The sequence below is a fragment of the Streptomyces sp. NPDC030799 genome, assembly GCF_055572255.1.
In genome coordinates this window covers 95692-121158 of record NZ_JBVIDS010000005.1, presented here as the reverse complement: position 1 = coordinate 121158, position 25467 = coordinate 95692, and the positions used below count along the sequence as shown (strand labels likewise).

Here is a 25467-nt window from a genome sequence, read left to right as displayed (position 1 = left end):
GACCGGGAAGGAGAACCGACATGGGGAGCATCCGAGTGGGCCGCCCCCAGGCGAAGCCCGATACGCCCTCCCACGTGCGCGGACTGCACCAGGGCAACAAGGGCCCGTACAAGCACCAGCCCGGACACCACAAGGACGGCAGTTCCGACGCCCGCCGCTCCACCGGTATCCACTGGAAACGGCATGACGCCCTGGTGAAGGACATGCCGAACATCTCACCGGGATGAGGGAGCAGACAGTGACAGTCATGAACATGGCCATGCGAAGAAGAAGGCCCGTGCGTGCGGGGATGTCGGGACGGCAGCTGCTCGCGGCGCAGGCCGCGCTGGTCGGCAGTCTCGTGGCCGCCCTGTTCGTCAGGGAACTCCCGGGCATCCTGCGGGAATTGCGCATCTACCGGATGACCGGTGGGCTGCGCGCCAACCGCCGGTACCCGTGAGCCGCTCGTGCACGAGCTGTCGATCGCGACCGCGATCGTGGAACAAGCCGAGGAGATCGCCCGCGCGGACGGCGTGGACCGTGTGACAGCGGTGACCGTCCGCGTCGGGGAGCTGGCCGGTGTCGTGCCGGACGCGCTGTGCTTCGCCTTCGAGGTGGCCCGCGACGGCACGCCGCTCGCCGGGGCGCGGCTCGTCGTGGAGCAGGTGACCGCGCACGCCTGGTGCGGCGGGTGCGCCGAGGAGTTCGCGGTCGGCATGCCGCCGTTCTTCTGGTGCCCGCGCTGCGACCGGCCGTCGCAGGAGCTGCGCAGCGGACGGGAGCTGGAGATCACGGCGGTCGATCCGGTACCGGCCCCGTCCTGACGGGGCCGGTCCGCTCGGCAGATCCTCCGCTCAGCAGATCCGGGGCAGTTGCTCCCCGAGCGGCAGGTCCACCACCCGGGTGCCGCCGAGGCCGGTGGCGACGACGACCATGCCCGGGTGGTCGGCCACGCACTCGCCGATGAGGGCGGCGCCGTGGCCCTGCGGGTGCGCCCGCATCGCCGCAAGAACCGCTTCGGCGTGCCGCGCGGGTACGAAGGCGACGAGCCGGCCCTCGTTGGCGACGTACAGCGGGTCCAGGCCGAGGAAGCCGCAGGCGTTCGCGACCTCCTCCGGGACCGGGATGGCCCGCTCGTGCAGCCGCACGCCGGTGCCGGAGGCACGGGCGATCTCGTTCAGGGACGTTCCGAGTCCGCCCCGGGTCGGGTCACGTAGGACGTGGAGGTCCGTGGTGACCGCCAGCATGGCCGCCACGAGGTCCGCCAGGGGCGCGGTGTCGGAGGCGATCTCGACGCCGAACTCCAGGCCCTCGCGGACGCTCATGATCGCCACGCCGTGCAGCCCGATGGGGCCGCTGACGATGACGGCGTCGCCCGGCCGGGCGCGCTGCGGGCGGATGTCGACTCCGTCCGGTACGAGGCCCACGCCGGCGGTGGTGACATAGACGCCGTCGCCGTGTCCGGACTCCACCACCTTTGTGTCGCCGGTGGCGACGGTGACCCCCGCCGTCTCGGCCGCCGCGCCGATGGCCTGCGCGATGCGGCGGACGACGTCCAGTTCCACGCCCTCTTCCAGGACGAAGGCGGTGGACAGGTAGGCGGGCCGGGCTCCGCTCATCGCCAGGTCGTTCACCGTGCCGTTGACGGCGAGGTCGCCGAGGCTGCCGCCGGGGAAGAACAGCGGCCGTACGACGTAGGAGTCCGTGGAGAAGGCCAGCCGGGCCCCGCCCAGGTCGAGGACGGCCGAGTCGGTGAGCGCGGCCAGGGTGGGGTTGCCGTAGGCGGGGGCGAAGACCTGCTCGATGAGTTCGGCGGACAGGGCGCCGCCTCCGCCGTGGCCCATGACGACGACCGGCTGGTCGCGCAGGGGCGCGGGACAGGCCCAGTTCGCGGGGTCGACGGCCGCTTCGGTAGCCAGGTCAGCCAACGGGGTTCATCTCCTCCTGCTGGGACTGCGGCGTGCGGGATCCCTGCGGCGTGGGGGCGTTGTGCATCCGGCGGTACAGGTAGTAGGCCGCGCAGGCGCCCTCGCTGGAGACCATGGTGGCGCCGAGCGGGGTGCGCGGGGTGCAGCTGGTGCCGAACGCCTCGCACTCGGTGGGCTTGATCAGGCCCTGCAGCACCTCACCGGCGCGGCACACGGCGGGTTCCTCGGTGCGGATTCCGGCGACGTCGAAGCGGTGTTCGGCGTCGTAGGCCCGGTAGGCGTCGGACAGCCGCCAGCCGCTGGCGGGGATGCGGCCGATGCCGCGCCAGTTGCGGTCGGTGACCTGGAAGACGTCCTCCAGCATGCGCAGGGCCGCCGGGTTGCCCTGCTCGCGTACGGCGCGCGGATAGGCGTTCTCCACCCGGTGCTCGCCGCGCTCCAGCTGGTGTACGGCGCGGCGGATGCCTTCCAGGATGTCCAGCGGCTCGAACCCGGTCACGACGATCGGCACCCGGTGCCGGTCGGCCAGCTCCGGGTACTCGGCGGTGCCCATCACGCTGCACACGTGCCCTGCGGCGAGGAAGCCCTGCACCCGGCATTGCGGTGCCGTCATGATGGCCTCGATCGCGGGCGGGACGCGGACGTGGGAGACCAGCAGGCTGAAGTTCTCCAGGCCGAGGCGGCGGGCCTGGTGGACGGCCATGGCGTTGGCGGGTGCGGTCGTCTCGAAGCCGATGGCGAAGAACACCACCTGGCGGTCCGGGTGCTTGCGGGCGAGGTCGAGCGCGTCCAGCGGTGAGTACACCACGCGGACGTCACCGCCCCCGCCCTTGACCCGGAACAGGTCCCGGTCGGTGCCGGGCACGCGCAGCATGTCCCCGAAGGAGCAGAAGATCACCTCGGGGCGGGCGGCGATCTCCAGGGCCTTGTCGATGACGTCGAGCGGGGTGACGCACACCGGACAGCCGGGCCCGTGGATCAACTCGACCTTCTCCGGCAGGAGTTGGTCGATGCCGTGCCGGATGATGGAGTGCGTCTGGCCGCCGCAGACCTCCATCAGCGCCCAGGGCCGGGTGACCGTGGCGTGGATCTCGTCCAGCAGCCGGCGCGCCAGGTCCGGGTCGTTGAACTCGTCGATGTACTTCACCGGGCCTCACTCCCGCTCTCCTGCCGGGCCGCCTGCTCCCAGGCGTCCCCGAACTCCTCCTCCAGCAACCCCAGTTGCTCGAACAACTCCAGGGACGCCCGGGCCGACTCCTCGTCCAGGCGCTGCAGGGCGAAGCCGACGTGGACGATGACGTACTCCCCCACCCGCACGTCGGGCAGGTACTCGAGACACGCCTGTTTCTGCACTCCGCCAAAGTCGATCATCCCGGTCAGGGGGTCGGCGCGGTGGTCGATGGACACGACCTTGCCGGGCACTGCCAGACACATGGGTCACTCCGTCTCGTGGTGGTTCGCTGTTCCCGCGACCATGAGCTGACCGAGCGCCAACCCTCCGTCGTTCGGGGGGACTTCGCCGTGCCGCAGGATCGTGAAGCCGGTCGTGGCCAGCCGTGCGGTGCACTCCTCCTCCAGCAGGCTGTTGGCGAAGACACCTCCGGTGAGGGCGACCGTGGTCAGGCCGGTCTCGGCGCGGGCACGGTGACAGATGCCGGCGACGGCCGCCGCGACGCCTCGGTGGAAGCGGGCGGCGAGGACCGGTGCGGGGGTGCCGCGCCGCCGGTCCTCCAGGAGTGCGCGCAGCATGGGCGCCGGGTCGATGTCCCGCTGCCGGGCGAACCCGAAGGGGTACGCCACCCCGTCCGCGTCGCGGGCCTCGGTCGCCGTCGCCTCCAGCTCCATCGCGGCCTGCGCCTCGTATCCCGCCCGGTGACACACGCCGACCAGGGACGACACCGCGTCGAAGAGGCGGCCCATGCTGGATGTGGGCGCACATGCCACCTGCCGGTCCAGCTGCCGGCGCAGTATGGCGCGTTCGACGTCCGTGCAGGCCCGGACGCTGGGCAGGTCCGGTTCCCAGTCCAGTCCTGCCGCCCACAGCCGGGCCAGCGCCAGCCTGCACGGATTGGCCACGCCTGCGTCCCCGCCGGGCAGCGGTGCGGGTGCGAGGTGGGCGAAGCGCCGATAGCCGGTGTAGTCGGCGAGCAGGATCTCGCCGCCCCACACGGTGCCGTCGTCGCCGTACCCGGTGCCGTCGAAGGCGACTCCGATCACCGGGGTCGTACCGTCCAGGCCGTGTTCGGCCATCGCGGAGGCGATGTGGGCGTGGTGGTGCTGGACCAACCGCAACGCCTGGTCCGGCAGTTGGGCGGCCCGGGTGCGGGCTCGGCGGGTCGAGTGGTAGCCGGGGTGCCGGTCGGCGGCGACGAGGGCCACGGCGACTCCGGTGAGACGGGCCAGGTGTCGCTCGACGCGCTCGGCGGCCTCCAGGCCGGCCAGTTCGCCCATGTCACCGATGTGCGGCCCGAACCAGGCGTGGTCGCCCTCGCCCAGGCACAGGGCGTTCTTGAGGTCACCGCCGACCGCGAGGACGGGCCGTACCGGAACCGGGAGGCGCACGGGGCGCGGGACGAAGCCGCGGGATCGTCTGAGGACCTGTCCGGTGCCGTCGGGGCGGACCCGCAGCAGGGAGTCGTCGCACGGCGAGGCGATGGGCCGGTCGTGGGCGAGCCAGGCGTCGGCGAGTCCGGCGAGCCGGGTCAGCGCCTCGGCGTCGTCGGTGACGATGGGCTCGCCGGAGCGGTTGCCGCTCGTCATGACCAGGACCCGGGGGCCGGGCGGATCGCCGGGCAGCCCGAACAGCAGGGTGTGCACCGGGGTGTAGGGCAGCATCACGCCCACGTGCGGGCTGCCCGGGCAGACCTGGTCGGCGAGGCGGAGGCCGTCGGCCGGGGTGCGCCGGCGGAGCAGCACGATGGGGCGCCGGGCGCTGGTGAGCGCGGCCCGTTCGGCGGCGGAGACGTCCGCGAGCCGCTCGGCGGTGGCGAGGTCGGCGCACATCACCGCGAAGGCCTTGCCGCCGCGCTCCTTGCGGTCGCGCAGCGTGGCCACGGCCCGGGCGTCGGTGGCGTCGCAGGCCAGGTGGTAACCACCGAGGCCCTTGACGGCGACGATCCGCCCGGCGGCCAGCAACGCCCGTGCCGCCGCCAGGGCGTCCGCGTCCCGGGCCGGGCGGACGCCGAGATCGTCGGCCGGGACCAGGGTGAGCCGCGGTCCGCAGTCGGGGCAGGCGACCGGCTGGGCGTGGAAGCGCCGGTCGCCGGGATCGCCGTACTCGCGGGCGCAGGACGGGCACATCGGGAAGCCGGCCATGGTCGTGGCCACGCGGTCGTACGGCATCGCGGTGGCGATGGTGAAGCGCGGGCCGCAGTGGGTGCAGGTGACGAACGGGTGCCGGTGCCGGCGGTCGGCCGGATCGGCGAGTTCCCGCAGGCAGTCGGCGCAGGTGGCGGTGTCGGGCGGGAGCTGGGTGCGACCCGCGGCCCGCTCGGTGGAGCGGATGGTGAAGGCGCCGGTGTCGCCGGTCGCGGGCAGGGCCATGTCCTCGACGGCGGTGACGGTGGCGAGCGGCGGCGGCTGCTCCGCGAGCAGGACGCAGAAGCGGTCCACCTCCGGCGCCGGGCCCTCGATCTCGATGTGCACGCCGTCGCCTGTGTTGCCGACGAATCCGGCCAGACCGAGCCCAGCGGCGAGGCGGTGCACATACGGCCGGAAGCCGACCCCCTGCACGGTTCCCCGCACGGTGAGGACGCGGCGTACCGGTCCGGCGGCGGGGGCGGTCATGCGACGGGAGCGGACGCGGTGGGGTGGTGGCCGTGCGGCTGCGGGGCCAGGGGCGGGCGGTGCGGGGCGCCGTCCCGGGCGGCGAGGGCGCGCTCCAGGAGGGTGCCGACTCCGTCACCGGTGCGGGCGCAGGACCGTACGATCTCCACGCCCGGGTTGACCCGCTGCACGTTCGTCCGGAACGCGGTCTCGTCGAAGCCGGCCGGCTCCGCGAGGTCCGCCTTGGTGATCACCACCAGATGGGCAGAGCCGAAGGCGGTGGGGTACTTCAGCGGCTTGTCCTCGCCCTCGGTGACCGCCATCAGCACGACCCGCAGGGTCTCGCCGAGGTCGTACGCGGCCGGACAGACGAGGTTGCCGACGTTCTCCACGAAGAGCACCGAGGTGTCCGGCGGCAGCCAGCCGTCCAGCCTGGCGCGCACCTGACGGGCCTCCAGGTGGCACAGTCCGTCGGTGAGCAGTTGCTGGACGGGGGCGCCGGAACGGGCCAGCCGGACCGCGTCGTTCTCGGTGGCCAGGTCCGCGGTGAGCGCGGCCACCGGCACGCCCTGCTCCACCGCGCGGGCCAGGACCCGGCCGAGGAGTTCGGTCTTTCCGCTGCCCGGGCTGGACAGCAGGTTGACGACGGTGACGCCCTGCCGGGCGAGGTCGCCGCGCAGATCCGCGGCCAGGTCGTCGTTCTTCGCCAGAACGGCCTGCTTGACGTCGGACCGGCACATGGGCACAGCTCCTCGGATACGGCGGTGGGGCCCGGGCCGCGTCCCTGTGGCCCGGGCTCCCCCGATCTTCCGCTCAGCCTGCCGTCGTACCGGGCAGCGCAGCCGGGCGCGGGGGCCCGGATTCCATCGGGCGGCCCAACGGGGGTGCGGACGCGGCGGGGTCGGCGAGCAGCACCGGGATCAGGGCGTGCAGCGTGTCGACGGCCCGGGGGACGGCTTCCCGTACCGGTGTACTGAGCCCCGGCAGCAGGTCCTCGTCACCGGCCGGCAGCACCTGCGGCTCGCAGGCCAGGACGAGGACACGGGGCAGTGGCTCCTCGCCCAGGTGCGCGGCCAGGGCCAGCACCTTCGCCGGGTCCATGCCGTGGGCCTCGGGCACGACGGTGCCGTCGGGGGGTGCGGCCTCGATCAGCGAGAGGGTGCCGGGGCGGTGGCCGCGCCGTGCCGCGTCGACCAGAACGGCGGTGTCGTATCCGTCCAGCAGGGCGTAGGCGAGGTCCATGCCGCGGATGCCGTAGTCGTGCACCCGTACCCGGGACGGCAATGGGCGATCGCCGAGGGCGCGGATCACCTCGGGGCCGAAGGCGTCGTCGGCGAGGAAGATGTTGCCGACGCCCGCCACCAGCAGGCGCGGCGTCAACGGACGTCTCCGGCGGGCAGCGCCAGGGGGCGGGCGGTGCCGCCGGGCACCTTCCGTACGAAGGCCGACCGCAGCGCGTGGTACGGGGCTTCGGGATCGAAGAAGACGGCGTGCATACGGGCCAGTTCGACCTGTCGGTACTTCGCCAGCGGTCGCACCTTCTCGTCCGAGCGGCGGGCCGCCGCCTTGTCGGAGATGCGCCGGGCGATGTTCGGAGCGGCCGCGACGTCCGCCGCCATCCGCTCGACCTCTGCCGCGAAGTCCTGCGCACCGGTCGGCACCAGCCGGTCCACCAGCCCGATCCGCTGGGCCGTCGTGGCGCTGACCGGCAGCGCCTCGGTCGTCAGCCGGTGGGCCGTGTCCGCTCCGACGCGGCGCGGCAGCGTGTACGTCCAGAACTCCGAGCCGTACAGGCCCATCCGCCGGTAGTGCGGATTGAGGACGGCGCCCGTACGGCACCAGACCTCGTCGGCGGCGAGAGCGAGCATGGCGCCGCCCGCCGCCGCGTTGCCGGCGAGCGCGGCCACCACCAGCCGGTCGGTGGTGCACAGGACCGCCTCGACGAGGTCGTCCATGGCGTTGAGGTTGGCCCAGGACTCCTCGGCCGGGTCGGCGGCCGCCTCGATGACGTTCAGGTGGATGCCGTTGGAGAAGAAGTCGCGGGCTCCGCCGAGCACCAGGACCGACGTGCGGCGGGCGAGGGCCGACTCGTAGGCGGCGAGCAGCCTGCGGCACTGGTCGGTGCTCATGGCCCCGCCGGGGAAGGAGAAGGCCAGGAATCCGACGTCACCGCGCTGCCGGTAGCGGATGTCGGTCCAGGTGCGGCGATCCGGGGACAGTTCGAGCGGCAGGGGGCAGGCCGCGAGCCGGAGGGAGGGCTGGTACGAGGCGAGCACGGAGGCGGCCGGGCGGCGGAAGGGCGCCGGGTCGCCGGAGTTCTTGCGCGGGCGCAGTTCCGGGATCCACACGGCGCCGTCCCGGGTGGCCCGGCAGACGGCGCCCGCCCGGGTCGCCAGCAGGGCGCCGGGGCGGCCGCGCAGCCGGTCCTCGGGGTGTCCGCCGTGCAGGAACACCTCACGGCCGAGGAGTTCGTCCAGGACGCCCGGCTGTGAGTCGGCGCCGCGGAGTTTGCGCAGGACCGTTTCGGTGTCGTCCCGCTCCCAGTCGATACGGCGCCGCTCCTGACGGAAGGCGTCGCGCCAGACCACGCTGATCGAGTCGTCGGTCTGCCGCTGGGGCTTGTAGGACCCCTCGGCATAGCGCCGTACGGCGGTCAGGACGGCGGTGACGGCGGCGTCGGAGGCCTCGTTGCGGTACAGGTCGCTCTTGCCGACCGGCGCCACGGGGAAGGGTTCCGCCGCCCAGATCGCACCCGCGTCCATCGCCGCCTCCGCCTGCAGGACCGTCACCCCCCACTGGTCCGCCCCCTCGGCGATGGCCCAGTCCAGCGAGGACGGGCCGCGGTCACCGGGCGGGCCGGGATGCACGATCAGGCAGGTGTGCTCCCGCCACACGTCCGCGGGCAGGGCCGTCCTGAGCATCGGCGCGATGACCAGCTCCGGCCGCAGCTCGCGCACGGCGGCTCGGACCGGGTCGGCGCCCTGCGCGGCGAGGACGACGTCCACGCGGTGCCCGAGGTCCGACAGTTCGGCGTACACACGCTGGGAGAGGCTGTTGAACGCGCTGGCGACGAGCAAAATGTCCATGACATCGCATGGTCGTCCCTGGCCGGGGTGCCGTGAAGAACCGCCGCGCGGATTTGCCCCCCTCTGTCAGGTCTCTTCCTCCATACGGATCGCATTGCGCAGATCCTCGAAGGCCTGGCTCCGGTCGTCGGAGTGGGCCTCCAGCAGGGCCCCGGCGATCGCGTCGAGCTTGCGCTGGATCGCGTGCTCGGCCCGCATCTCGGCGTTCTTCAGGAGCGCCAGGAGCAGCAGGGTGACCGCGGTCATCGACTCGCCCGCGAGCAGCAGCAGCTCGATCCGCAGCTGCGCGAGGTGCGCGGCGACGAAGAAGCCGACGAGGAGCAGGCAGAAGAGGAAGAACACCGGGGAGCTGGTGAAATTGGAGGCGTATTCCGCGAACTGCTCGAACCGGCCGCGGCGCGCCCCGCCGCGGTGCACGGGATTCTTGAAGGTCATGACCGGGCCTTCCCTTTCGGCCGACGCCACCGGCCACTCGGCCGACTGGACCGGCTTGGCCGACTTGGCCGACTCGACCGGCTCACTGGCCGCCAGGCGGTCATGCGGCGGCCCGGGCCGCGGCCCGTATCCGGTTCGGCGCCCCCATGCCCGGGCCCACTGCCCCGTCCGCCGATGTCTCGTCGCCTTGCGCGCCCATCGCCTTCTCCTGCCTGCCGCCACTCGGGCCGGCCGCCGCCGGCGAACGGCCCACGGATCAGCTCCGCAGTACCCCGGCAAGGGCGTACGACACCGGAGGGGGCCCGACGGCACAGGGGCCCAGGCGGAGGGCGCCCAGGGGGAAGGGCACAGGAGAGGGGCGGTGGGACACGGGCTCAGGCGGCGAGGGCGCCGTCCGGTCCCAGGCGGTCCAGGAGCTGGTCGAGGTGCAGCTCGGCGACGGGGGCGAGAAGGTCGGGGTGGCGCAGCAGCGCGGCGGCGCGGCAGTCACCGTCGTCGGGCGCGAGCAGGCGCCGGAACTCCACCGGTGCGCCCGAGGCGTGCTCGCCGTCGGCGAGTGCGGCGACGGCGAGCCCGGCCAGCTCGGGATCGGTGAGCAACCCGGCCGCCCAGCTCGCGACGACCTCGTCCACCCAGGTGCGCCAGGCCCAGTCGTCCACCGGGCCGTCCTCACCGGCCCGCTCGGTACCGGTGATCCAGTCGAGGCGTGCGGCGCCGCCGGGACCGGCCATCGTGACCAGGGCCGCGTCGATCTCCGTCGGGTAGCGCAGCCACGCGGCGACGGTCACGGCCTGCCGGGCCTGTGCCTCGCACAGGGCGGAGGCCAGCGCGCCGCCACTGGGTGGGTAGGCGACCGTCAGCCAGCGTGCCGTCGCGGCGATGAGAGGGGACAGATCAGTGAGCACAGCCGGGCCGTCCGAGAGGCGAGGGGAAGGGGAACAGGGGCTCGTCGCAACGGTAGCCTGGCGCGGGTACGACGGGGAGGGGGTTGCGAACCAGGTCATATGTGGCATTGCCCACGTCACAGGGGGTCTCGCACCACGCATCGGGTGGACGCCGCCCCGCCCGCGGGTCGGCGCCGTCCCGTCGGCGTCGGCAGCCGTCGCCGGCATCGGCGTGGGGCCAGCGGCGGCGGAGCGGTTCGGACGACCCTGACCCAGTCCACCGGTGCCGCATGCCGCCCCTGCCCGTCCACCCGTGCCCAGCCGGTGTCCCGGCCCGTCCACCCGTGCCCGGTCGGCATCCCGGCCCGCCCTCTCGCGCCGGGCCCGGTGCCCAGGGGGTACGTGTCGCCACCCCGGCCCGGGGAACTCGAGGCGGGCCCGCTGCCTGCTGGGCGGACGTGCGGGGAGGTTTGGGAGGTCTCATGACGACGGACGCCGTGCGGTACGACGACCAGGGCGACGTCCCGCTCGCCGGGTATGCCGTCCTCGCCTCCGTCTTCACGGCGGGCGCCGGCACCTTCGCGGTGCTGGCCCGGCGCCGGGGGGTCCGGCTGCCGGACGAGGTGCCGCCGTGGGACGTCGTACTGATGGGTGCGGGGGCGTACAAGGCGTCCAGGCTGCTGGCCAGGGACAAGGTCACGAGCTTTCTGCGGGCGCCGTTCACCCGCCGCGCGGACGAGGGCGAGGCGAACGAGGTCATCGACGAACCGCGGGGCCGCGGGATCCGGCGAGCCGTGGGCGACCTGCTGTCCTGCCCGTTCTGCATCTCGGCCTGGACCGCCGGCGCTCTGGTGTGCTCGTACGCCGCGACGCCGAGGCTCACCCGCCTCGTCTGCGGGGGCCTCGGCGCGCTGACGGTCGCGGACTGGCTGCAGTACGTCTGGACATGGACACAGCAGACGGAACAGACGCAAGGGAGCTGAGCGGCACGGGACCGGCGCTCCTGCGCCGGAGCGGCCGTACGCGCTATTCGTCGTCCGCCGCGGCGCTCACCTCGACGTCGAGCACCCCCGCGTCCTGGAAGAACTCCGACGCCAGCCCCGACGAGTCCCCGGTGCCCTCCAGTTCCAGCAGCACCCGGGCCGCGTCGTCCGCCCGGCCGGGCAGCCGTTCGACCTTGACCTGCACGATCCGGAAGCCGCGCCGCGTGCAGGTCTCCATCAGGCGTGGCAGCAGTGCCGCACCGGTCCGGTAGGTCAGCCGCGCCTCGAAGGTGCCTGCGGCCGTGCCCGGGATCAGACGGGACGTGAAGAGCGGATAGCCCCGCACCACCAGGAAGTGCAGGGCGGTCACCGCCAGCGCGAGGAGGGGCAGTCCGCCGCCGCAGGCCATGCCGACCGCACAGGTCAGCCAGATGGTGGCGGCCGTCGTCAGCCCCCGTACGGCGTCCCGCCGCACGAAGATCAGGCCGCCGCCGATGAAGCCGATGCCGGACACGATCTGCGCCGCGACGCGGGAGGGGTCGAAGGAGACGTTCTCCAGCCCGAGCACCGCCGTGAACCCGTGCTGGGACACCTCCATCATCAGCGCGCTGGCGATGCCGACGAGCGTATGGGTGCGCAGTCCGGCGCTCTTCTGCTGGGCCGCCCGCTCCCAGCCGATCAGGCTGGACAGCAGCAGCGCCAGCCCCAGCTCGGCCAGCTGCCGCAGCCCCTGGCCGTTGTGCACGTCCCACAACGGTGCCGCCAGTCCCGCTCCTATCATGCACACCTCACATCTCGCTCCGCCGGTGTCCGGTCGTTCGATGGTCCGCCGCCGGCGCCTACCCCGCGACGGGAGCGCGACTCCACCGGGGCGGACACCGGCCGCAACCGGGTACTGGGCCGCGGCAACCGGGTACTCGGCAGGCCCAGGTACCCGGACGGGCCGAGGCTCGCGCCTCACCCGCGGCGAGGGACGTACCACTGCGTCAGGACTTCGTGCGGAAGGAACCGGCCTCATGCGGCACGACGAGATGATCGGAAAGGTGCAGGAACTGGCCCAGCTGCCGGACCGGGGTTCGGCCGAACGGGCCGCGCACGCCGTCGTCAGCACCCTGTCGGAGCGGCTGCCGTCCGGGCTGGCCCGGCATGTGGCCGCCCAGCTGCCGCCCGACATGGCGGCGGCCATGCGGGAGGCGGCCGACGCCTCGGCGGCCGCCGACTCCGGCGTGGCGGGCGAGCGGTTCGGGCTGACCGTCTTCGCCGGACGCATCGCCGACCGGGCGGGCACCGACGAGGACACGGCCCTGCGGGAGGCCGCCGCGGTGCTGGAGGTGCTCGACGCCGCGCTCGCGCCGGAGCTGACCGAACGGATGGCCGGCGCCCTGCCCGCGGACATCCGTGACCTGCTGCCGGTGGGCCGGGCGACCGAGAGCGCCGAGAACACCCGTGGGGGCGGGCAGGGCTGACACCTGGGCACCTGCGCGACCCGGCGCGCTGCTGGTTCAATCTGTGTGTCGGCGCCCACCGAGGGCAGGCGTAGCAGTGACGCCCCCACTCCTGCAAAGGTGCTCCATGGCCTTCTTCGCGCTCTCCCGGCATCAGCCACTGGTCCTGCTCTCCTCCACCGACCTGGCAGCCGAGTACGAACGGCTGATGACCGAGAACGAGCAGCTGCGCCGCGCCGTGTCCTCGCACGCGGTGATCGACCAGGCCATCGGAGCCGTGGTCGTCATCGGGCAGATCGCCCCGGAAGAGGCCTGGCGGGCGCTGCGGGACGTCTCCCAGCGCACCAACACCAAGCTCCGGACGGTCGCCGAGCACATCCTGCAGTACGCCCGGGGCGGGTCGCTCCCCGAGCCGGAGCGGCTGGAACTCGCCAGGGCGATCGCGCGCTACCGGAGAGCCGCCGACCTTGACGAGATCCCGACGGGACGTCGGGCGACGGGGGATCCGGCACCGGATCAGTGACGGCCCGCCTTTGTACGGTTCGTCTTTGTACCGTTCGCGCGGCGAAGTCGGCGGTGCCTGCTGTGCCGGGCGGCCGGAGGCCGCAGGATCCACCGGTCCTCGACCTGGTCCAGCCCGTACAGCAGGATGCTGAGGATCGGAAGCAGCAGTACGGCGATGGTGATCACTGGTGGATCCCTCTCTGCCGGCGGCAGCTCCCGGGTGCCCCGCTCGGTCCGGCCCACCCCGGGCTGTTGTGAAGGTCCTGTGACGCACGCTCCGGTCACATCCCGAAGAAGCGCGCGGGCGTATTCCGCGCGCTCCGCCGGCCACGTGCGCTTACGGTGCTGTACATGTGACCGACCGTCATCAGGGGTGGCGGAGAGGAGCCGGAATCGGTGGAGGGCGATGGGCCGCGGGTGGCCGGAGCGGGCGGCCGGCGCCGCGGGAGGCGGGTACTGGGCAGCCGGCCGGCGTATGCGGTGCGGATCCCGGCCGCCCCGCGGCCCGAACCCGTGCCCGTGGCCGAGCGGACGGTGCCCTGGCTGCGGGTCGGGGCGGCCTACTCCTGGCGGCTCATCCTCGTCGGGATCGTCGTCTACGGCGTCTTCAGCGTCCTCGGCAGCTTCCAGCTCATCGCCGTCGCCCTCTTCCTCGCGCTGGTCGTGACCTCCGTCCTGCGCCCGCTGACGGACCTGCTCAGCCGGATCGTGCCGCGGCCGCTGGCCGTCGCCGTGACGCTGGTGGGCAGTGTGCTGCTCCTGCTGGGCCTGCTGGCCCTGGTGGGCAATGCCGTGGCGGGCGAGTCGGCCCGACTGGCGGGTGAGTTCCGGGGCGGGGTGCACCGCATCGAGGAGTGGTTGCGCAGGCCGCCGTTCAAGCTGAGTCCCGGACGGCTGTCCGAGCTGGAGAACCAGGTCACGCACTACATCTCCACGCACCGGTCCAGCCTGCTCAGCCGCGCCGTCAGCGGACTGAGCAGGGTGGTCGAGCTGGTCACCGGGGTCGCGCTGGCGCTGTTCGCCTCGGTGTTCTTCATCCACTCCGGCGAGCGCCTGTGGGGATGGATCCGCGACCAGCTGCTGCCGAGCGGCGCCCGTACGGCGTGGGACCGGGCCGGCCACGCGGCCTGGCAGGCCTTCGCCGGGTACACGCGCGGCATCATCATCGTGGCGGCCACCAATGCCATCCTCGTCGGAGTCGCACTCCTCGTGCTGCGGGTGCCGCTCGCGCTGCCGCTGACGCTGCTGGAGTTCTTCGCCGCGTTCGTGCCCCTGGTGGGCTCGCCGGTCGCGCTCGCCGTCGCCACGGTCGTCGCGCTGGCCGGACGCGGGCCGATCACGGCGGTGGCCGTGCTGGCGCTGATCGTCGTCATCGGCCAGCTGGAGGGGCATGTGCTGCATCCGCTGGTGATGAGCTGGGCCGTACGGCTGCATCCGCTCGTCGTCGCGGTCTCGGTGATCGCCGGCAGCATCATCGCCGGTGTGATCGGTGCGGTGGTGGCCGTGCCGCTGGTCTCGGTCGTGTGGGCGGTGCTGCGCGCGCTGCGCGCGGTGCCGCCCTGAGAAGAAGCGCGCCGCCGTCGTACCGCTCAGCGCAGAGCCGCCGCCACAAGGCCCCTGATCTCCTCCTCCGACACACTTCCGCCGTTCACCAGCCGGTCGAAGATCAGGCCGTCCACACAGGTCAGCAGCGTCACCGTGCGTTCCTCCGGGTCCGCCACACCCTGAGCTGCGAGAAAGTCGCATGCCGCCTGCCGCGCACGGTTCTCGCGCGGCAGCAGGATCTCGCGCAGTTCGGGATGACGCGCGCTCTCGACTGCACACGCGTAGCGCGCCAGGGAACGTCTGCGCCCCTCCCCGGTGAGCCGCGCTGCGGCGAACTGCGCCAGTCCGGCGACCATGTCACCGACGGTGCGCGGCACCGGCACCCGGGCGCCGATCTCCTGCAGCTCGGCCTGGTCGAGGGCCACCAGGCGCCGGACCAGCGCGGTGAGCAGGGCCTGACGGGTGCGGTAGTAGGCGGAGGTGGTGCCGTCGGGCAGTCCTGCCGCCCGGTCCACGGCGCGGTGCGTCAGCCCCCGCATACCGGTGTCGGCGAGCACGGCGATGGCCGCGTCGGTGAGGACAGTACGTCGATCTGTGGACACCCCCTCTTTCTACACCCCCGTTTCTACAGCCGTAGAACACGCCTGTACGCTCTTCTACATCTGTAGAAGACGAAGGGGGACCGGCATGGGCGGTACGGCGGTGGTGGTCGGCGGCGGCATAGGCGGGCTGGCGGCGGCGATCGGTCTGCGCCGGATCGGCTGGGAGGTACGGGTGGTGGAGCGGTCCGCGACCCTGGCCGACGCGGGAGCGGGCATCTCGCTGCACGCGAACGGTCTGCGCGCCCTGGACGCGCTCGGCGTCGGAGCAGCCGTGCGCGCGGCGGCCCGACCGCAGTACAGCGGCGGCACCCGCACTCCCGAGGGCCGCTGGCTGGCCCGGATGGACGGCACCGCCCTGGAACGCACGCTCGGCACGCCGATCGTCGGCATCCGGCGCGCGGTCCTGCACCGCCTGCTGCGCGCGGCCCTGCCGGCCGAGTGCCTGCACACCGGGATCACCGTGCCCGCACTGGACCGGTCGGCCCCGGACCGGGTGGCGGTGCCGGTCGGGGACGGCGTTCTGGACGCCGACCTGGTCGTCGCGGCCGACGGGGTGGGCAGCCGGCTGCGCGGACTGCTGTTCCCCGGCCATCCCGGTCCGGTCTACGGCGGCTCGACGGTGCTGCGGGCGATCACCGCAGGGCTGCTGGAGCTGAGCGGCGACTTCGAGCTGACCTGGGGCGGGGGTGCGGAGTTCGGGCACATCGCCTTCGCCGACGGCCGGGCCGAGTGGCACGCGGTGCTCACCGCCCCGGCCGGGGTCCGCCACCCCGACCCGCTCGGCATGCTGCGCCGGCGCTTCGGCGCCTGGCACGATCCGATCCCCGCGCTTCTGGAGGCGACCCGGCCGGAGGATGTGCTCCACCACGACATCCACGAGCTGGCCACGCCCTTGGGGTCGTTCGTCGCGGGTCGGGTGGCGCTCCTCGGTGACGCGGCGCACGCGATGACGCCGAATCTCGGCCAGGGCGCCTGTCAGGCGCTGGAGGACGCGGTCACGCTGGCCGCCGCGCTCGCCGGTGAGCCGTCGGTCGGCGCGGCACTGGCCCGCTACGACGCCGAGCGCCGCCCACGCTCCCAGGCGGTCGCCCGCGCCGCCCGGCAGGCGGGCCGCATGGGTCAGCAGCTGTCCCACCCCCTCGCCGTGACCCTGCGCAACACCGCGCTACGGCTCGCCCCGTCCCGGGCGACGACGCGGGCGATCCTGCGCCACGCCGACTGGACACCGCCCAGCCTGGGTTGACCGCCGACCGCCTGTTCGGCGGTGCGCGTCCCCCGTCGCCTTCGCTGCTGGCCCCGGCCTCCGCATGGGCGATCGCCCGACCGGCGGCTGCCGGTGCTGATCCTGGCCGGCCGGGCGCCCTCCGGACACGCCACAGACGTCGGTGGACGCCGGGCAACGGTTGATGCCTCGGTCGCCCACGTACAGGCGGACCGGAGGCAGGCCCGCTCCCGCGCGGCCGACGTGCTGCTCGTCCGGGCTGCGTGAGCCGCAGGCACCGGGCAGGCCGTTGGACGTCTGCGATGCGGGCGCCGGCATGGAACGAACGATTCAGGTTGGGCGGCATCGAGCGGGCGATTGGGGCGGCCGGCGTGGAGCGGAGGATTCGGGCCGCCGGCATGGAGCGCTGTCCGGGGTGGCACCCGGGCTCGGTGTGTGGCATGCGAGTGAGCTGGCAGGCGCTGTGGCGTGAGGTGAGGGCCGCGGCGCACGGTGCGGCACGGGCCTGGGCGGGGCCGTGCCGGGAGCGGGATCTGGCCGCCCAGGCGATGAAGGCGGCACTGGCCGCATGGCTGGCGTGGGCGGTGGCGGGCTGGTGGCTGCACGCACCGGTGGCGTTCGTCGCGCCGTGGGTGGCGGTGGTCCTCGTGGAGTCGACCGTGTACCGGTCGATCGCGCACGGGCTGCAGCAGCTCGCGGCGATCGCGGCCGGCACGATCGCGGCCACCGCGATCGCGCTGCCACTGCACGACACGGTGGCCGCGATGGCCGTCGTCCTGCCCCTCGCGATGCTGCTCGGCCAGTGGCGGCGCCTGGGCAGCCAGGGCATCTACGCCGCCACCGGCGCCCTGTTCGTCCTGACCAACGGGTCCGTCACCGTCGCCACCTCCGCGGCCCGGCTCGCGGAAGCCCTGTTCGGAGCCGTGGTCGGCATCGCGGTCAACGCCCTGGTCCGGCCTCCGCTGTATCTGCGGGACAGCCGGGCCGTCCTCAAGGACGCGACCGAGGAGGCCCACGACATCCTGCGGGCCGTGGCGCAGGGGCTGGCCGAGGGACGCTGGGACACCGACGAGGCCGGCGCCTGGCACGAGCGGGCCCTGCGGTTGCACCGGCTCGTGGAGCAGGCCCGCTCGGCGCTCGCGTGGAGCCGGGAGAGTCTGCGCGGCAACCTGCGCCGCAGGCGCCCCCGTGCCGCGCCACCGCCCGGCAAGGGGTACGACGACGCGGTCGTGGTGCTGGACTACGCGGCCGTGCACACGGCGGGCGTGACCCGCACGGTACTGGAGGCCGCGACCGAGCACCGCGCGGCATCCCGGCCGCACCCCGAACTCGCCCGCTGCTACGCCGAGTTCCTGCGCCGCACCGCACACGCGCTGCGGCTCTACAGCCACAGCCGGTTCGGCGACGAGGCGTGCGACGGAGAACTGCGCACGGCCGTCGCGCGGCTGCGCGGGACGTTGGACGAGCTGCGCCGGGACCTGGTCCGCTCCACGACGGACGACCCCGACGAGGTCGCCACATACGGCGCGCTGCTCGCCCAGGCACACCGGCTGGCCGATCAGCTGGCCGCCTCGGGGACGTGACACGGGGACCGGTCACCGAACGGCACGACGCCGAGCAGGCCCGCTCGGCGCTCGCTCGATGCCGCCCGCCATGCGCTCGTCAGTGCCGTTCCGGGGGCCGTGGCCGGCCGCGAGCTGCTGTGAAAAGGAGTTGTCCGGGCGGACGCGCCGCCGTCATGCTCGGCCCATGACCTCGCTGACCGTCCTTCTGCCGTCGACCGCCGCCGACCGATCGGTGTGTGGCCGACAGCAGCAGCCCGGTCGCCCGCGGAGGCCGCTGCCCGTCCGCGCATGACGGCGGCGCTGGTCGCGGGGCTCCTCGCGGGGTACGGCATCGCCGTTCCCGTGGGGGCCGTCGGGACGTATCTGGTGGCGTTGACCGCCCGGACCTCGTGGAAGACCGGCGCGTGCGCCGCGCTGGGGGTGGCGGTCGCTGACGGCCTCTACGCGTTGATCGCCGTGCTCGGAGGCTCCGCGCTGGCGGGCGCCCTTGAGCCGATCACGCACCCTCTGCGCTGGATCGCCGGCTCGGTGCTCGTCGTCCTGGCCGTACGCGGCGCAGCACAGGCGATCACCCACTACCGGGAGCCACGGACGGCCGCACGGAGCGAGGAGGCTCCGCCCCGCCCCGCACGGGCCTTCATCGGACTGTGGGGTGTCACGATGATGAACCCCCTCACCGTGCTCTACTTCGCGGCTCTGGTCCTGGGCGGCCAGACCTCGGCGGAGCCGAGTCACCTGGAGCGGGCCGTGTTCGTGGTGGCCGCCTTCGCGGCGTCCGCCAGTTGGCAGCTGCTGCTGGCCGGCAGCGGAGCCCTGCTCGGCCGGCTCCTGACCGGCAGCCGCGGGCGGCTCGGCACGGCCCTGGCGTCCAGTGCCGTGATGACCGCCCTCGCCCTTCGCATGCTCTTCGCACACGCCTCCTAGTCGGGCAACCGCTCCAGGAACGCCGCCAGTTCGGCATCGAAACGTGCCGGGTCCTCCATGTTCGGGTAGTGCCCGACGCCCGGCACGGTAACGGCCCGTGCGCCGGGCACGAGACGGGTCAGCCGGGTGGCCGCGGCGAGGTGATCGGGGGCGTCGAGGGCGCCGTTGATTGCGTACACGGGGACCGTGATGCCCGCTACGCGCTCCCAGGTGGCGGTGACGGGCACCCGGTGGTCGGGCTCTTCGGGCGTGTGCTTGGCGAGTGTGCCGTGGGCCATCTCCGCTATGCGGCGGACGACTTCGGGGGCGACGTCGGCGAGGTCGCGGTGCGGTCCGGCGGTGAAGCGCTGGAAGGCGTCCACCCAGCCGGCCACGTCACCGGCGACCAGGGCCTGCTGCTGGGCGGCGAACACGTCCAGGGCCCAGGGATCCTCGAAGACGGGCTCGCTCGTCCCGACGCCGCTGACGACGACGGCGCGGACCAGTTCGGGGTGTTCCAGCGCACAGTCGACCGCCGTGGCCCCGCCCATGGAGACGCCGACGAGCACGGCGGGGGCGGCGTCGAGGCCGCGCAGCAGCGCGGCGAGGTCGTCGACGGGCCGGAAGGGGCCGGTCGCGTTGGCCGAGCCGCCGTGGCCGCGGGCGTCGTAGGCGATGACCCGGTGGTGGGGCGCGAAGGTGCGGACCTGTTCCTCCCACATGCGGTGGTCGAGGAAACCGGCGTGCAGGAAAACCAGGGGCGAACCGGAGCCCGCCTCGCGGTAGGCGAGGGAACCGTCGGCGGTCGGCAGCAAACGGGTGGGCAATGAGGCGATGTCCACAATCATGACAACCAAGGTGTCATTTCTCGCGCGCGTTGGCAACCGAGGTGTCATCCTGGTGCCATGAAGGACGACCGCACCGCAGCCCCCGCCGAACGCTCCCCCGACGAACTGGCCGAACGCCTCACGGAGGTGTTCGACCTGGTCGGTCCGCTCTACCGGCGGGTGCACCGCAAGGTGGAGCAGACGGCGCCGATCGAGGGCCTGTCGGTCGGCGTGCGTGCCGTACTGGATCTGCTGCGCACCCAGGGGCCCATGACGGTGCCGCAGATGGGGCGGGCCCAGGCGCTCAGCCGGCAGTTCGTCCAGCGCATGGTGAACGACGCCGCGCGGCTCGGTCTGGTGGAGAGTGTCGCGAACCCCGCCCACCGCCGGTCCTCGCTCATCCGGCTCACCGGCCCGGGCCGGGCCGCGATCGGCGCGGTACGGGCCCGTGAGCACGCACTGCTGCGCCGCGTGGACGGGGATCTGACCCTGGCGGACGTGGACGCGTGTCTGCGCGTGCTCGGCGCGATGCACGCGCTGTTCGAGGACGTGGACGTGGACTGACCCAGGGCCGTCGGCGGTGCAGCCGGTGCCGGGTCAGCCGTTCACGAGGGCCTGCAACCGGTCCTGGGTGCCGTTGAAGCGGTCGTGATCGCCGACGGTCTTGCCGGACGAGGTGTACTGCCACATGGTGTGATACGGCCAGCCCGCCGGCAGTGTCCCGGCGGTCGAGGCATAGCGGGCGATCCACAACGGGTTGGTCTTGCCGAAGCCCGAGTAGTTGCCGGTGCACTCGGTCCACCAGCTGGTCGCCGTGTAGATGACCGCGTCCCGGCCGGTGCGGGACTTGTAACGGTTCACGAAGTCACGGATCCAGCTGACCATGCCGCTCTTGGACTTGCCGTAGCAGGAGCCGCCGTACGGATTCCACTCGATGTCGAGCACGCCGGGCAGGGTCTTGCCGTCCTTCGACCAGCCGCCGCCGTGCTTCAGGAAGTAGTCGGCCTGGGCGGCGCCGCCGGATGTGTCCGGGGTCGCGAAGTGATACGCGCCGCGGACCATGCCCGCGTTGTAGGAGCCGGTGTACTGCTGGGTGAAAGAGGGGTTGGTGTAGGACGTCCCCTCGGTGGCCTTGGTGTACGCCCATTTGACACCGTCGCCCCACAGCGTCGCCCAGGCGACGTTCCCCTGGTGGCTGGAGACGTCGACGCCCTCGATCTGGTTCGCGCGGGCAGGGGCGGGCGTGGCGTCGGGGCCACTGGCGCGTCCGTCGTGGGCGAGGACGCCGATGCCCATGTACGCGCTGCCGCGGGGAGGGACGTCCGGGGCCGACGCGGACTGGGCCGCGGGGCCGGGCAGGGAGAGCAGGAGGCCGGTCAGGACGCCCGTGACGACAAGGCGTGAGCGGCCGCGGGAGAGGGACATGACGCTTCGCACGAACACCATCTGACCCGTGGTCGGGCCACGGCGCACTTCGGGTTCCCCCCAACGAAGCCATTGCGGGCCGTGTTTGGTCCGTTCGGGTGGGCGCGGGGTGGCCTGCGAACGGTGTGCGGGCGACCTACGAGTGGTGGCGGGCGGTGTGCAGGGCCGGTCGTGGGAGCCACCCGGGGCGCTCCCGCGACCGGCCCGCACCCGTTCAGCCGTCGATGCGGTGCTGGGCCCAGAACGAGGTGAGGTCGGTGCTCGTGGCGGCCTGGGCGGCGGCCTTGAACTCGGCCGTGGTCGACACGCCGTACCAGTGGGCGGTCGCGTAGTCCTTCATCAGCTTGGTCATGGCGGTGTCACCGAGGACGCGGCGCAGGTCGTGCAGCGCGCACTTGCCGTAGCCGTAGACGACGGTGGAGTAGCGGGAGGAGTGCGCGTCCCAGTAGGCCATGGAATTGGTGATCTTCTCGGCGCTGGAGGCCCAGGAGACACTGCTCCAGCAGTTGGTACCGCTCTTGCCGAGGGCGAGGTCGGTGGCGTAGTCGGTGAACGCCTCGTCCAGCCACGGGCTGTTGTACTCGTCGTCGCCGACGATGCCGTACCACCACTGGTGGCCTATCTCGTGGGTGAGGGCGGTGGTGCTGACCAGGTCCAGGACGAAGCCGGGGTACTCCATTCCGCCGAACCAGTAGTTGTTGTCGATGACGGCGTCGAGCTCGCCGTAAGGGTAGGCGCCGAAGCGGGCCGCGTGCGCGTCGACGGCGGTCTTGGCGGTGCTGAGCATGGACTGGGCGCCGGAGGAACTGATGCCCGAGACGGAGTACACGTTCACCGCGACGCCGGCCGACGAGGTACCGGAGATCTTGGCGAAGGGCCCGGCGGCCCAGGCGAAGTCGCGGACCTTGGACGCGGTCGCCGTGGTGACGGTACGGCCGCTGGAGCCGGGGGTGTCGGTGGAGGTGCCGGTGGCCGGGACCAGCAGGCCGCTGGGGTGGTCGAGGGTCACCTTGAAGTCGGCGGCGAGGGAGTAGAACGACTCGCCGTTGTTCGTGTACGGGTCCAAGTGCCAGCCGGCGCTGTCACGGACCGCGAGGACGGGCAGGGCGTTGCCGATGAAGCTGTAGGCGCCGTCGTGGCCGAACCGGTCGGCGCCGCTGGGGACGGTGATGCCGAGGTCGAAGCCGATGGTGGCACTCTGGCCCTGGGCCAGCGGGGCCGGCAGGTCGATCTTGAGCGCGGTGCAGCCCACGGAGAGCGCGCCCGCGGTGCCGCCGGTGACGCCCGTGACCCGGATCGGCATGGCGTCGCAGGTGCCGTGGTAGTTGTCCCACAGCCTCAGGTAGACCTCGTTCAGCGCGGTGGCCGAGGCGTTGGTGAAGGTCGCGCTCTCGTGGCCGGTCCACAGGGTGCCGCTGGTGTCGCTGCTGAGGTTCACGGTGTACGAGGGCGCGGCCGGGGTGCGGGTGGAGTCGCCCGGCGGTGTGGTGCCGCCGGAGGTGGCGAGCGCGATGTCGTCGAGCACAAAGCTCGTCTGGAGGCTGGAGTCCTCGGTCCCGGTGAAGGAGAGGCTGACGGTCTGCCCGGCGTACGCCGACACGTCGATCGACTTCTGGACGTACCCGGTGTTCTCGTCGAGGTTCGAGTAGGTGGCCAGCGTCGTGCTGCCGATCTTGGCCGTGAGCTTGTCGTACGCGATGGACGAGGTCGTCTCGTCGGTGTCTATGTGCAGCCAGAAGGTGAGGGTGGCCGCATCGCAACCGGCCGGGATCGTGACGCTCTGGCTGAGCGTGTCCGTGTGGGTGCTGCCGGTTCCATCCAGCCAGGCGTAGGAGCTGCCACCGTGGGCGGCCTCACCCGTGCGGCTGGTGATGACGGTGGAGGAGGACGTCGACCAGGGCGATGTCCCGCTCTCGAAGCCGCCGTTGCCGACGACCTGCGCCGGAGTGCAGGCGGCGGGTGCCGCGGCCGGGCGGGCTGCGGCGGGCGTGCCGGGGAGCACGAGGGCGGCGACCGCGGCGACGGTGAGCGCACCGGCGCCGAGGGCCTTGTGGGGGGTCGATCTCACACGCTACTCCTTTGCGGCGGCCGGGATTCCCGGCCTGCTCGATGGCCGACGGCTGGGGTGAGCCGGGGCGGCCACGGACGGGGCTTGCGCGATCGCTGCACCGAGCGGTGCGCCGCGCCCTCACAGGCGTCAGGGCGCGGAATGCCGGACCTTCGAGAGAGTGCCAGATTTGACCGGGCCATGCCAGAAGGCGCGGAGTTTTGTGTGAGCGTGCCGGGTCAGGTGCCGGTCAGGGGGTGCGCAGCGTCACGAAGACCGCCGACAGCCCGGCACCCTGCGGGTCCTGCCAGCCGCGCGCGACATGGCCGATCGCTCCCTCGGGGCGCTGCGGCGGGTTGTCGGGGACGGGGTTCAGGACGCGATGCAGGTGCAGGACCGTGCCGTGCGGGGTGCGCAGCCGGGTGCCGTCCTGGTCGTCGGCCGGCTCGGGGGTGAAGCCGTCCGCGCCGAAAGGGGCGCCGGTGTAGGAGCGGACCACCTCGGAGTCGAGGGCGCCGTCGATGCTCTGGGCGTGCGCCTGCGCCTTGCCCTCGATCAGCGACAGCAACTCGCCGACCAGCACCGGATCGTGGCAGCCGTCGTAGACCCAGCGCTTGCCCAGCACGCCGTGCTCCATCGTGCCGACGAGCGCATGCTCCGCCCCCTCCAGCGGCGCACCGCGATAGGACAACACGGCCAGGTAGGCGGTCGGTTCGGGAGTGGAGGTGTCCGTGGCCACCATGAACTCCATACCGACCTCGCCCTCGGGATCCTCCAGCCGGAAGCCACCGGACTTGGTCAGCACCGGGGCGTCCGGGCCGCCGCGGTACCAGGGGCGGGTGGGCAGCCAGTCGGTGAGCAGTTCCAGCTTTGTGGGCTTGAGCGTGGTGTGATGGATGACGGCCATCCCGGCCGCTCCCTTCCGTCGTACGCAAGTTGACCAGCGCAGCTTCGCACACCGTTCGCTCTGTGCGGGGCGGAGGCCTGGGCCTACGGCGTCAGGGCGGCGCCGGGAGCGGGCCCGGAGGCCGAGTACGCAAACGCGCGACTGGGCCGCCCCTGCGGGGCGGCCCAGCGCGCCTCATGCTCCTACTCCTTCTCACCGCCCGACTTCGACGACTTCTCCGGGTGCTTCGGGTACTCGGGCTTCTCCGGGTGCTTCGGGTACTCGGGCTTCACCGGGCGCTGCGGGTACATGGGCTTGACCGGCTTCTCGGGGTAGACGGGCTTCACCGGAACCGCAGGCTTGACGGGCTTCTCCGGATACACCGGCTTGACCGGAACGGCCGGCTTCACCGGCTTCTGCGGATACACGGGCTTGACCGGAACGGCCGGCTTCACCGGCTTCTGCGGATACACGGGCTTGACCGGAACCGCGGGCTTCACCGGCTTCTGGGGATACACGGGCTTGACCGGATACGCAGGCTTCTCCGGATACACCGGCTTGACCGGCTTCTGCGGATACACGGGCTTCACCGGAACCGCAGGCTTCTCGGGGTAGACGGGCTTGACCGGCTTCTGCGGATACACCGGCTTCACCGGAACCGCAGGCTTGACCGGATACGCAGGCTTGACCGGGTAAGCAGGCTTGACCGGCTTCTCCGGATAGACGGGCTTCACCGGAACGGCCGGCTTCACCGGCTTCTCCGGATACACCGGCTTCACCGGGTACACAGGCTTTGCGGGACTACGCGGGTAAGCAGGCTTCTCTGGATACACCGGCTTCACCGGAACAGCCGGCTTGACCGGCTTCACCGGGTACGCGGGCTTCTCCGGGTAAACGGGCTTGACCGGCTTCACCGGGTACGCGGGCTTCTCCGGGTAAACGGGCTTGACCGGCTTCTGCGGGTAAACGGGTTTCACCGGAACGACCGGCTTGACCGGCTTCTCCGGGTAGACGGGCTTGACCGGAACCGCAGGCTTGACCGGGTAGACAGGCTTCACCGGAACCGCAGGCTTGGCCGGCTTCTCCGGATACACCGGCTTGACCGGATGCGCAGGCTTCTCCGGATAGACAGGCTTCACCGGATACGCGGGCTTCATCGGATGAACCGGGTACACGGGCTTCACCGGATGAGCCGGGTACACGGGCTTCACCGGCGTGACAGGCTTCTCGGGATGCATCGGATACGCCGGCTTCACCGGGTACGCGGGCTTCTCCCGGTGATGCGGATAACCGGCCTTCTTCGGGGCCGGCGGGTTCGGGGTGGTGTGGTCCTGGGCGTAGGCGGCTCCCGCGTTCGCCAGCGTGGCTGCGGCGAGCGCGGCTACCGTAGCGGCCGACGCCAGAACGTATCGCCGTCGCGGCGATGTCGTCATTCT

Annotated in this window: 27 protein-coding genes; 11 read left to right on the top strand and 16 right to left on the bottom strand. The window is 72.7% G+C overall.

Features of this window, described 5'->3' with window-relative positions; translation table 11 throughout:
- The first annotated feature begins 20 nt into the window (after positions 1 to 20).
- From ACZ41I_RS14010 to hypA, 3 genes are read left to right on the top strand one after another with little or no spacing between them, the layout of a single operon-like run.
- Positions 21 to 227 (top strand): hypothetical protein, encoded by a 207-nt coding sequence (locus ACZ41I_RS14010; RefSeq protein ID WP_363219670.1) that lies wholly within the window; start codon positions 21 to 23, stop codon positions 225 to 227.
- A gap of 50 nt (positions 228 to 277) precedes the next feature.
- Positions 278 to 439 carry a hypothetical protein gene (locus ACZ41I_RS14005; protein WP_363219669.1) on the top strand — a complete coding sequence of 54 codons (162 nt, stop codon included), beginning with the start codon at positions 278 to 280 and terminating at the stop codon, positions 437 to 439.
- A gap of 7 nt (positions 440 to 446) precedes the next feature.
- The gene (gene hypA, locus ACZ41I_RS14000; RefSeq protein WP_363219668.1) at positions 447 to 803 is read left to right on the top strand and encodes a hydrogenase maturation nickel metallochaperone HypA; all 357 of its coding nucleotides are present in this window, start codon (positions 447 to 449) and stop codon (positions 801 to 803) included.
- 30 nt (positions 804 to 833) lie between these two features.
- Here hypA and hypE read toward each other — a convergent pair whose 3' ends face one another.
- The 9 genes from hypE to ACZ41I_RS13955 form a co-directional block, all read right to left on the bottom strand.
- Positions 834 to 1907, bottom strand: coding sequence for a hydrogenase expression/formation protein HypE (hypE, locus tag ACZ41I_RS13995; protein ID WP_399767491.1), 1074 nt, complete (start codon positions 1905 to 1907; stop codon positions 834 to 836).
- Positions 1900 to 3054, bottom strand: coding sequence for a hydrogenase formation protein HypD (hypD, locus tag ACZ41I_RS13990; protein WP_468514160.1), 1155 nt, complete (start codon positions 3052 to 3054; stop codon positions 1900 to 1902). Before hypD ends, hypE begins: the two co-directional genes overlap by 8 nt.
- Positions 3051 to 3341: a HypC/HybG/HupF family hydrogenase formation chaperone gene (locus ACZ41I_RS13985; protein WP_363219665.1), complete on the bottom strand. Its 291-nt coding sequence runs from the start codon at positions 3339 to 3341 to the stop codon at positions 3051 to 3053. The genes hypD and ACZ41I_RS13985 overlap by 4 nt, the downstream gene beginning before the upstream one ends.
- Before the next feature lie 3 nt (positions 3342 to 3344).
- Entirely contained in the window at positions 3345 to 5693 is a 2349-nt protein-coding gene (gene hypF / locus ACZ41I_RS13980) for a carbamoyltransferase HypF (RefSeq protein ID WP_468514159.1), read from the bottom strand.
- A complete protein-coding gene (hypB, locus tag ACZ41I_RS13975) occupies positions 5690 to 6412 on the bottom strand; it encodes a hydrogenase nickel incorporation protein HypB (RefSeq protein WP_363219663.1) in 723 nt (240 codons plus the stop codon). Before hypB ends, hypF begins: the two co-directional genes overlap by 4 nt.
- A 73-nt stretch (positions 6413 to 6485) precedes the next feature.
- Positions 6486 to 7052, bottom strand: coding sequence for a hydrogenase maturation protease (locus ACZ41I_RS13970; RefSeq protein ID WP_468514158.1), 567 nt, complete (start codon positions 7050 to 7052; stop codon positions 6486 to 6488).
- Entirely contained in the window at positions 7049 to 8758 is a 1710-nt protein-coding gene (locus ACZ41I_RS13965) for an enoyl-CoA hydratase-related protein (RefSeq protein WP_468514157.1), read from the bottom strand. The genes ACZ41I_RS13970 and ACZ41I_RS13965 overlap by 4 nt, the downstream gene beginning before the upstream one ends.
- A gap of 66 nt (positions 8759 to 8824) precedes the next feature.
- Positions 8825 to 9193: a hypothetical protein gene (locus ACZ41I_RS13960; protein ID WP_363219660.1), complete on the bottom strand. Its 369-nt coding sequence runs from the start codon at positions 9191 to 9193 to the stop codon at positions 8825 to 8827.
- A gap of 374 nt (positions 9194 to 9567) precedes the next feature.
- The gene (locus ACZ41I_RS13955; protein WP_468514156.1) at positions 9568 to 10098 is read right to left on the bottom strand and encodes a hypothetical protein; all 531 of its coding nucleotides are present in this window, start codon (positions 10096 to 10098) and stop codon (positions 9568 to 9570) included.
- Between the two features lie 461 nt (positions 10099 to 10559).
- Between ACZ41I_RS13955 and ACZ41I_RS13950 the strand changes: the two genes are divergently transcribed.
- Positions 10560 to 11060: a DUF1360 domain-containing protein gene (locus ACZ41I_RS13950; RefSeq protein ID WP_399767474.1), complete on the top strand. Its 501-nt coding sequence runs from the start codon at positions 10560 to 10562 to the stop codon at positions 11058 to 11060.
- A gap of 43 nt (positions 11061 to 11103) precedes the next feature.
- Here ACZ41I_RS13950 and ACZ41I_RS13945 read toward each other — a convergent pair whose 3' ends face one another.
- Positions 11104 to 11841, bottom strand: a complete 738-nt coding sequence (locus ACZ41I_RS13945) for an MgtC/SapB family protein (RefSeq protein WP_468514155.1) — start codon at positions 11839 to 11841, stop codon at positions 11104 to 11106.
- A gap of 235 nt (positions 11842 to 12076) precedes the next feature.
- On the opposite strand from ACZ41I_RS13945, the gene ACZ41I_RS13940 reads away from it, so the two are divergent.
- The 3 genes from ACZ41I_RS13940 (at position 12077) to ACZ41I_RS13930 (ending at position 14572) form a co-directional block, all read left to right on the top strand.
- Positions 12077 to 12526: a DUF2267 domain-containing protein gene (locus tag ACZ41I_RS13940; RefSeq protein WP_399767470.1), complete on the top strand. Its 450-nt coding sequence runs from the start codon at positions 12077 to 12079 to the stop codon at positions 12524 to 12526.
- A 106-nt stretch (positions 12527 to 12632) separates the two neighbouring features.
- Positions 12633 to 13028: an ANTAR domain-containing protein gene (locus ACZ41I_RS13935; RefSeq protein ID WP_399767467.1), complete on the top strand. Its 396-nt coding sequence runs from the start codon at positions 12633 to 12635 to the stop codon at positions 13026 to 13028.
- Positions 13029 to 13405: 377 nt separating this feature from the next.
- Positions 13406 to 14572 carry an AI-2E family transporter gene (locus tag ACZ41I_RS13930; protein WP_468514154.1) on the top strand — a complete coding sequence of 389 codons (1167 nt, stop codon included), beginning with the start codon at positions 13406 to 13408 and terminating at the stop codon, positions 14570 to 14572.
- A gap of 26 nt (positions 14573 to 14598) precedes the next feature.
- Here the strand turns inward: ACZ41I_RS13930 and ACZ41I_RS13925 are convergent, their stop codons facing one another.
- Positions 14599 to 15156, bottom strand: coding sequence for a TetR/AcrR family transcriptional regulator (locus ACZ41I_RS13925; RefSeq protein ID WP_399767461.1), 558 nt, complete (start codon positions 15154 to 15156; stop codon positions 14599 to 14601).
- Positions 15157 to 15241: 85 nt separating this feature from the next.
- Between ACZ41I_RS13925 and ACZ41I_RS13920 the strand changes: the two genes are divergently transcribed.
- The 3 genes from ACZ41I_RS13920 (at position 15242) to ACZ41I_RS13910 (ending at position 18867) form a co-directional block, all read left to right on the top strand.
- Positions 15242 to 16399: an FAD-dependent monooxygenase gene (locus ACZ41I_RS13920; protein WP_468514153.1), complete on the top strand. Its 1158-nt coding sequence runs from the start codon at positions 15242 to 15244 to the stop codon at positions 16397 to 16399.
- A 419-nt stretch (positions 16400 to 16818) separates the two neighbouring features.
- The gene (locus ACZ41I_RS13915) at positions 16819 to 17961 is read left to right on the top strand and encodes an FUSC family protein (protein ID WP_468514152.1); all 1143 of its coding nucleotides are present in this window, start codon (positions 16819 to 16821) and stop codon (positions 17959 to 17961) included.
- 270 nt (positions 17962 to 18231) lie between these two features.
- Positions 18232 to 18867 carry a LysE family transporter gene (locus tag ACZ41I_RS13910; protein ID WP_468514151.1) on the top strand — a complete coding sequence of 212 codons (636 nt, stop codon included), beginning with the start codon at positions 18232 to 18234 and terminating at the stop codon, positions 18865 to 18867.
- Here the strand turns inward: ACZ41I_RS13910 and ACZ41I_RS13905 are convergent.
- Complete coding sequence (locus ACZ41I_RS13905; RefSeq protein WP_468514150.1) at positions 18864 to 19694, bottom strand: alpha/beta fold hydrolase; 831 nt, start codon at positions 19692 to 19694, stop codon at positions 18864 to 18866. The genes ACZ41I_RS13910 and ACZ41I_RS13905 overlap by 4 nt on opposite strands.
- Positions 19695 to 19751: 57 nt before the next feature.
- On the opposite strand from ACZ41I_RS13905, the gene ACZ41I_RS13900 reads away from it, so the two are divergent.
- Positions 19752 to 20237 carry a MarR family winged helix-turn-helix transcriptional regulator gene (locus ACZ41I_RS13900; protein WP_399767446.1) on the top strand — a complete coding sequence of 162 codons (486 nt, stop codon included), beginning with the start codon at positions 19752 to 19754 and terminating at the stop codon, positions 20235 to 20237.
- A gap of 33 nt (positions 20238 to 20270) precedes the next feature.
- Here the strand turns inward: ACZ41I_RS13900 and ACZ41I_RS13895 are convergent, their stop codons facing one another.
- The 4 genes from ACZ41I_RS13895 to ACZ41I_RS13880 all read right to left on the bottom strand — a co-directional run bounded on the left by ACZ41I_RS13895 (position 20271) and on the right by ACZ41I_RS13880 (position 25464).
- Entirely contained in the window at positions 20271 to 21098 is an 828-nt protein-coding gene (locus ACZ41I_RS13895; protein WP_399768406.1) for a lysozyme, read from the bottom strand.
- Between the two features lie 214 nt (positions 21099 to 21312).
- Entirely contained in the window at positions 21313 to 23166 is a 1854-nt protein-coding gene (locus tag ACZ41I_RS13890; protein WP_468514149.1) for a M1 family metallopeptidase, read from the bottom strand.
- A gap of 229 nt (positions 23167 to 23395) precedes the next feature.
- Positions 23396 to 24052, bottom strand: coding sequence for a maltokinase N-terminal cap-like domain-containing protein (locus tag ACZ41I_RS13885; protein ID WP_468514148.1), 657 nt, complete (start codon positions 24050 to 24052; stop codon positions 23396 to 23398).
- 182 nt (positions 24053 to 24234) lie between these two features.
- The gene (locus tag ACZ41I_RS13880; protein WP_468514147.1) at positions 24235 to 25464 is read right to left on the bottom strand and encodes a hypothetical protein; all 1230 of its coding nucleotides are present in this window, start codon (positions 25462 to 25464) and stop codon (positions 24235 to 24237) included.
- Positions 25465 to 25467 lie beyond the last annotated feature (3 nt).

Coding starts and splice junctions, on each gene's coding strand:
- ACZ41I_RS13905 (WP_468514150.1), bottom strand. CDS start 19,694: ATGATTGTGGACATCGCCTCATTGCCCACCCGTTTGCTGCCGACCGCC.
- ACZ41I_RS13960 (WP_363219660.1), bottom strand. CDS start 9,193: ATGACCTTCAAGAATCCCGTGCACCGCGGCGGGGCGCGCCGCGGCCGG.
- hypB (WP_363219663.1), bottom strand. CDS start 6,412: ATGTGCCGGTCCGACGTCAAGCAGGCCGTTCTGGCGAAGAACGACGAC.
- hypF (WP_468514159.1), bottom strand. CDS start 5,693: ATGACCGCCCCCGCCGCCGGACCGGTACGCCGCGTCCTCACCGTGCGG.
- ACZ41I_RS13915 (WP_468514152.1), top strand. CDS start 16,819: ATGCGAGTGAGCTGGCAGGCGCTGTGGCGTGAGGTGAGGGCCGCGGCG.
- ACZ41I_RS13920 (WP_468514153.1), top strand. CDS start 15,242: ATGGGCGGTACGGCGGTGGTGGTCGGCGGCGGCATAGGCGGGCTGGCG.
- ACZ41I_RS13935 (WP_399767467.1), top strand. CDS start 12,633: ATGGCCTTCTTCGCGCTCTCCCGGCATCAGCCACTGGTCCTGCTCTCC.
- ACZ41I_RS13940 (WP_399767470.1), top strand. CDS start 12,077: ATGCGGCACGACGAGATGATCGGAAAGGTGCAGGAACTGGCCCAGCTG.
- ACZ41I_RS13900 (WP_399767446.1), top strand. CDS start 19,752: ATGAAGGACGACCGCACCGCAGCCCCCGCCGAACGCTCCCCCGACGAA.
- ACZ41I_RS14010 (WP_363219670.1), top strand. CDS start 21: ATGGGGAGCATCCGAGTGGGCCGCCCCCAGGCGAAGCCCGATACGCCC.
- ACZ41I_RS13950 (WP_399767474.1), top strand. CDS start 10,560: ATGACGACGGACGCCGTGCGGTACGACGACCAGGGCGACGTCCCGCTC.
- ACZ41I_RS13880 (WP_468514147.1), bottom strand. CDS start 25,464: ATGACGACATCGCCGCGACGGCGATACGTTCTGGCGTCGGCCGCTACG.
- ACZ41I_RS13910 (WP_468514151.1), top strand. CDS start 18,232: ATGACGGCGGCGCTGGTCGCGGGGCTCCTCGCGGGGTACGGCATCGCC.
- ACZ41I_RS13985 (WP_363219665.1), bottom strand. CDS start 3,341: ATGTGTCTGGCAGTGCCCGGCAAGGTCGTGTCCATCGACCACCGCGCC.
- ACZ41I_RS13885 (WP_468514148.1), bottom strand. CDS start 24,052: ATGGCCGTCATCCATCACACCACGCTCAAGCCCACAAAGCTGGAACTG.
- ACZ41I_RS13945 (WP_468514155.1), bottom strand. CDS start 11,841: ATGATAGGAGCGGGACTGGCGGCACCGTTGTGGGACGTGCACAACGGC.
- ACZ41I_RS13965 (WP_468514157.1), bottom strand. CDS start 8,758: ATGGACATTTTGCTCGTCGCCAGCGCGTTCAACAGCCTCTCCCAGCGT.
- ACZ41I_RS13895 (WP_399768406.1), bottom strand. CDS start 21,098: ATGTCCCTCTCCCGCGGCCGCTCACGCCTTGTCGTCACGGGCGTCCTG.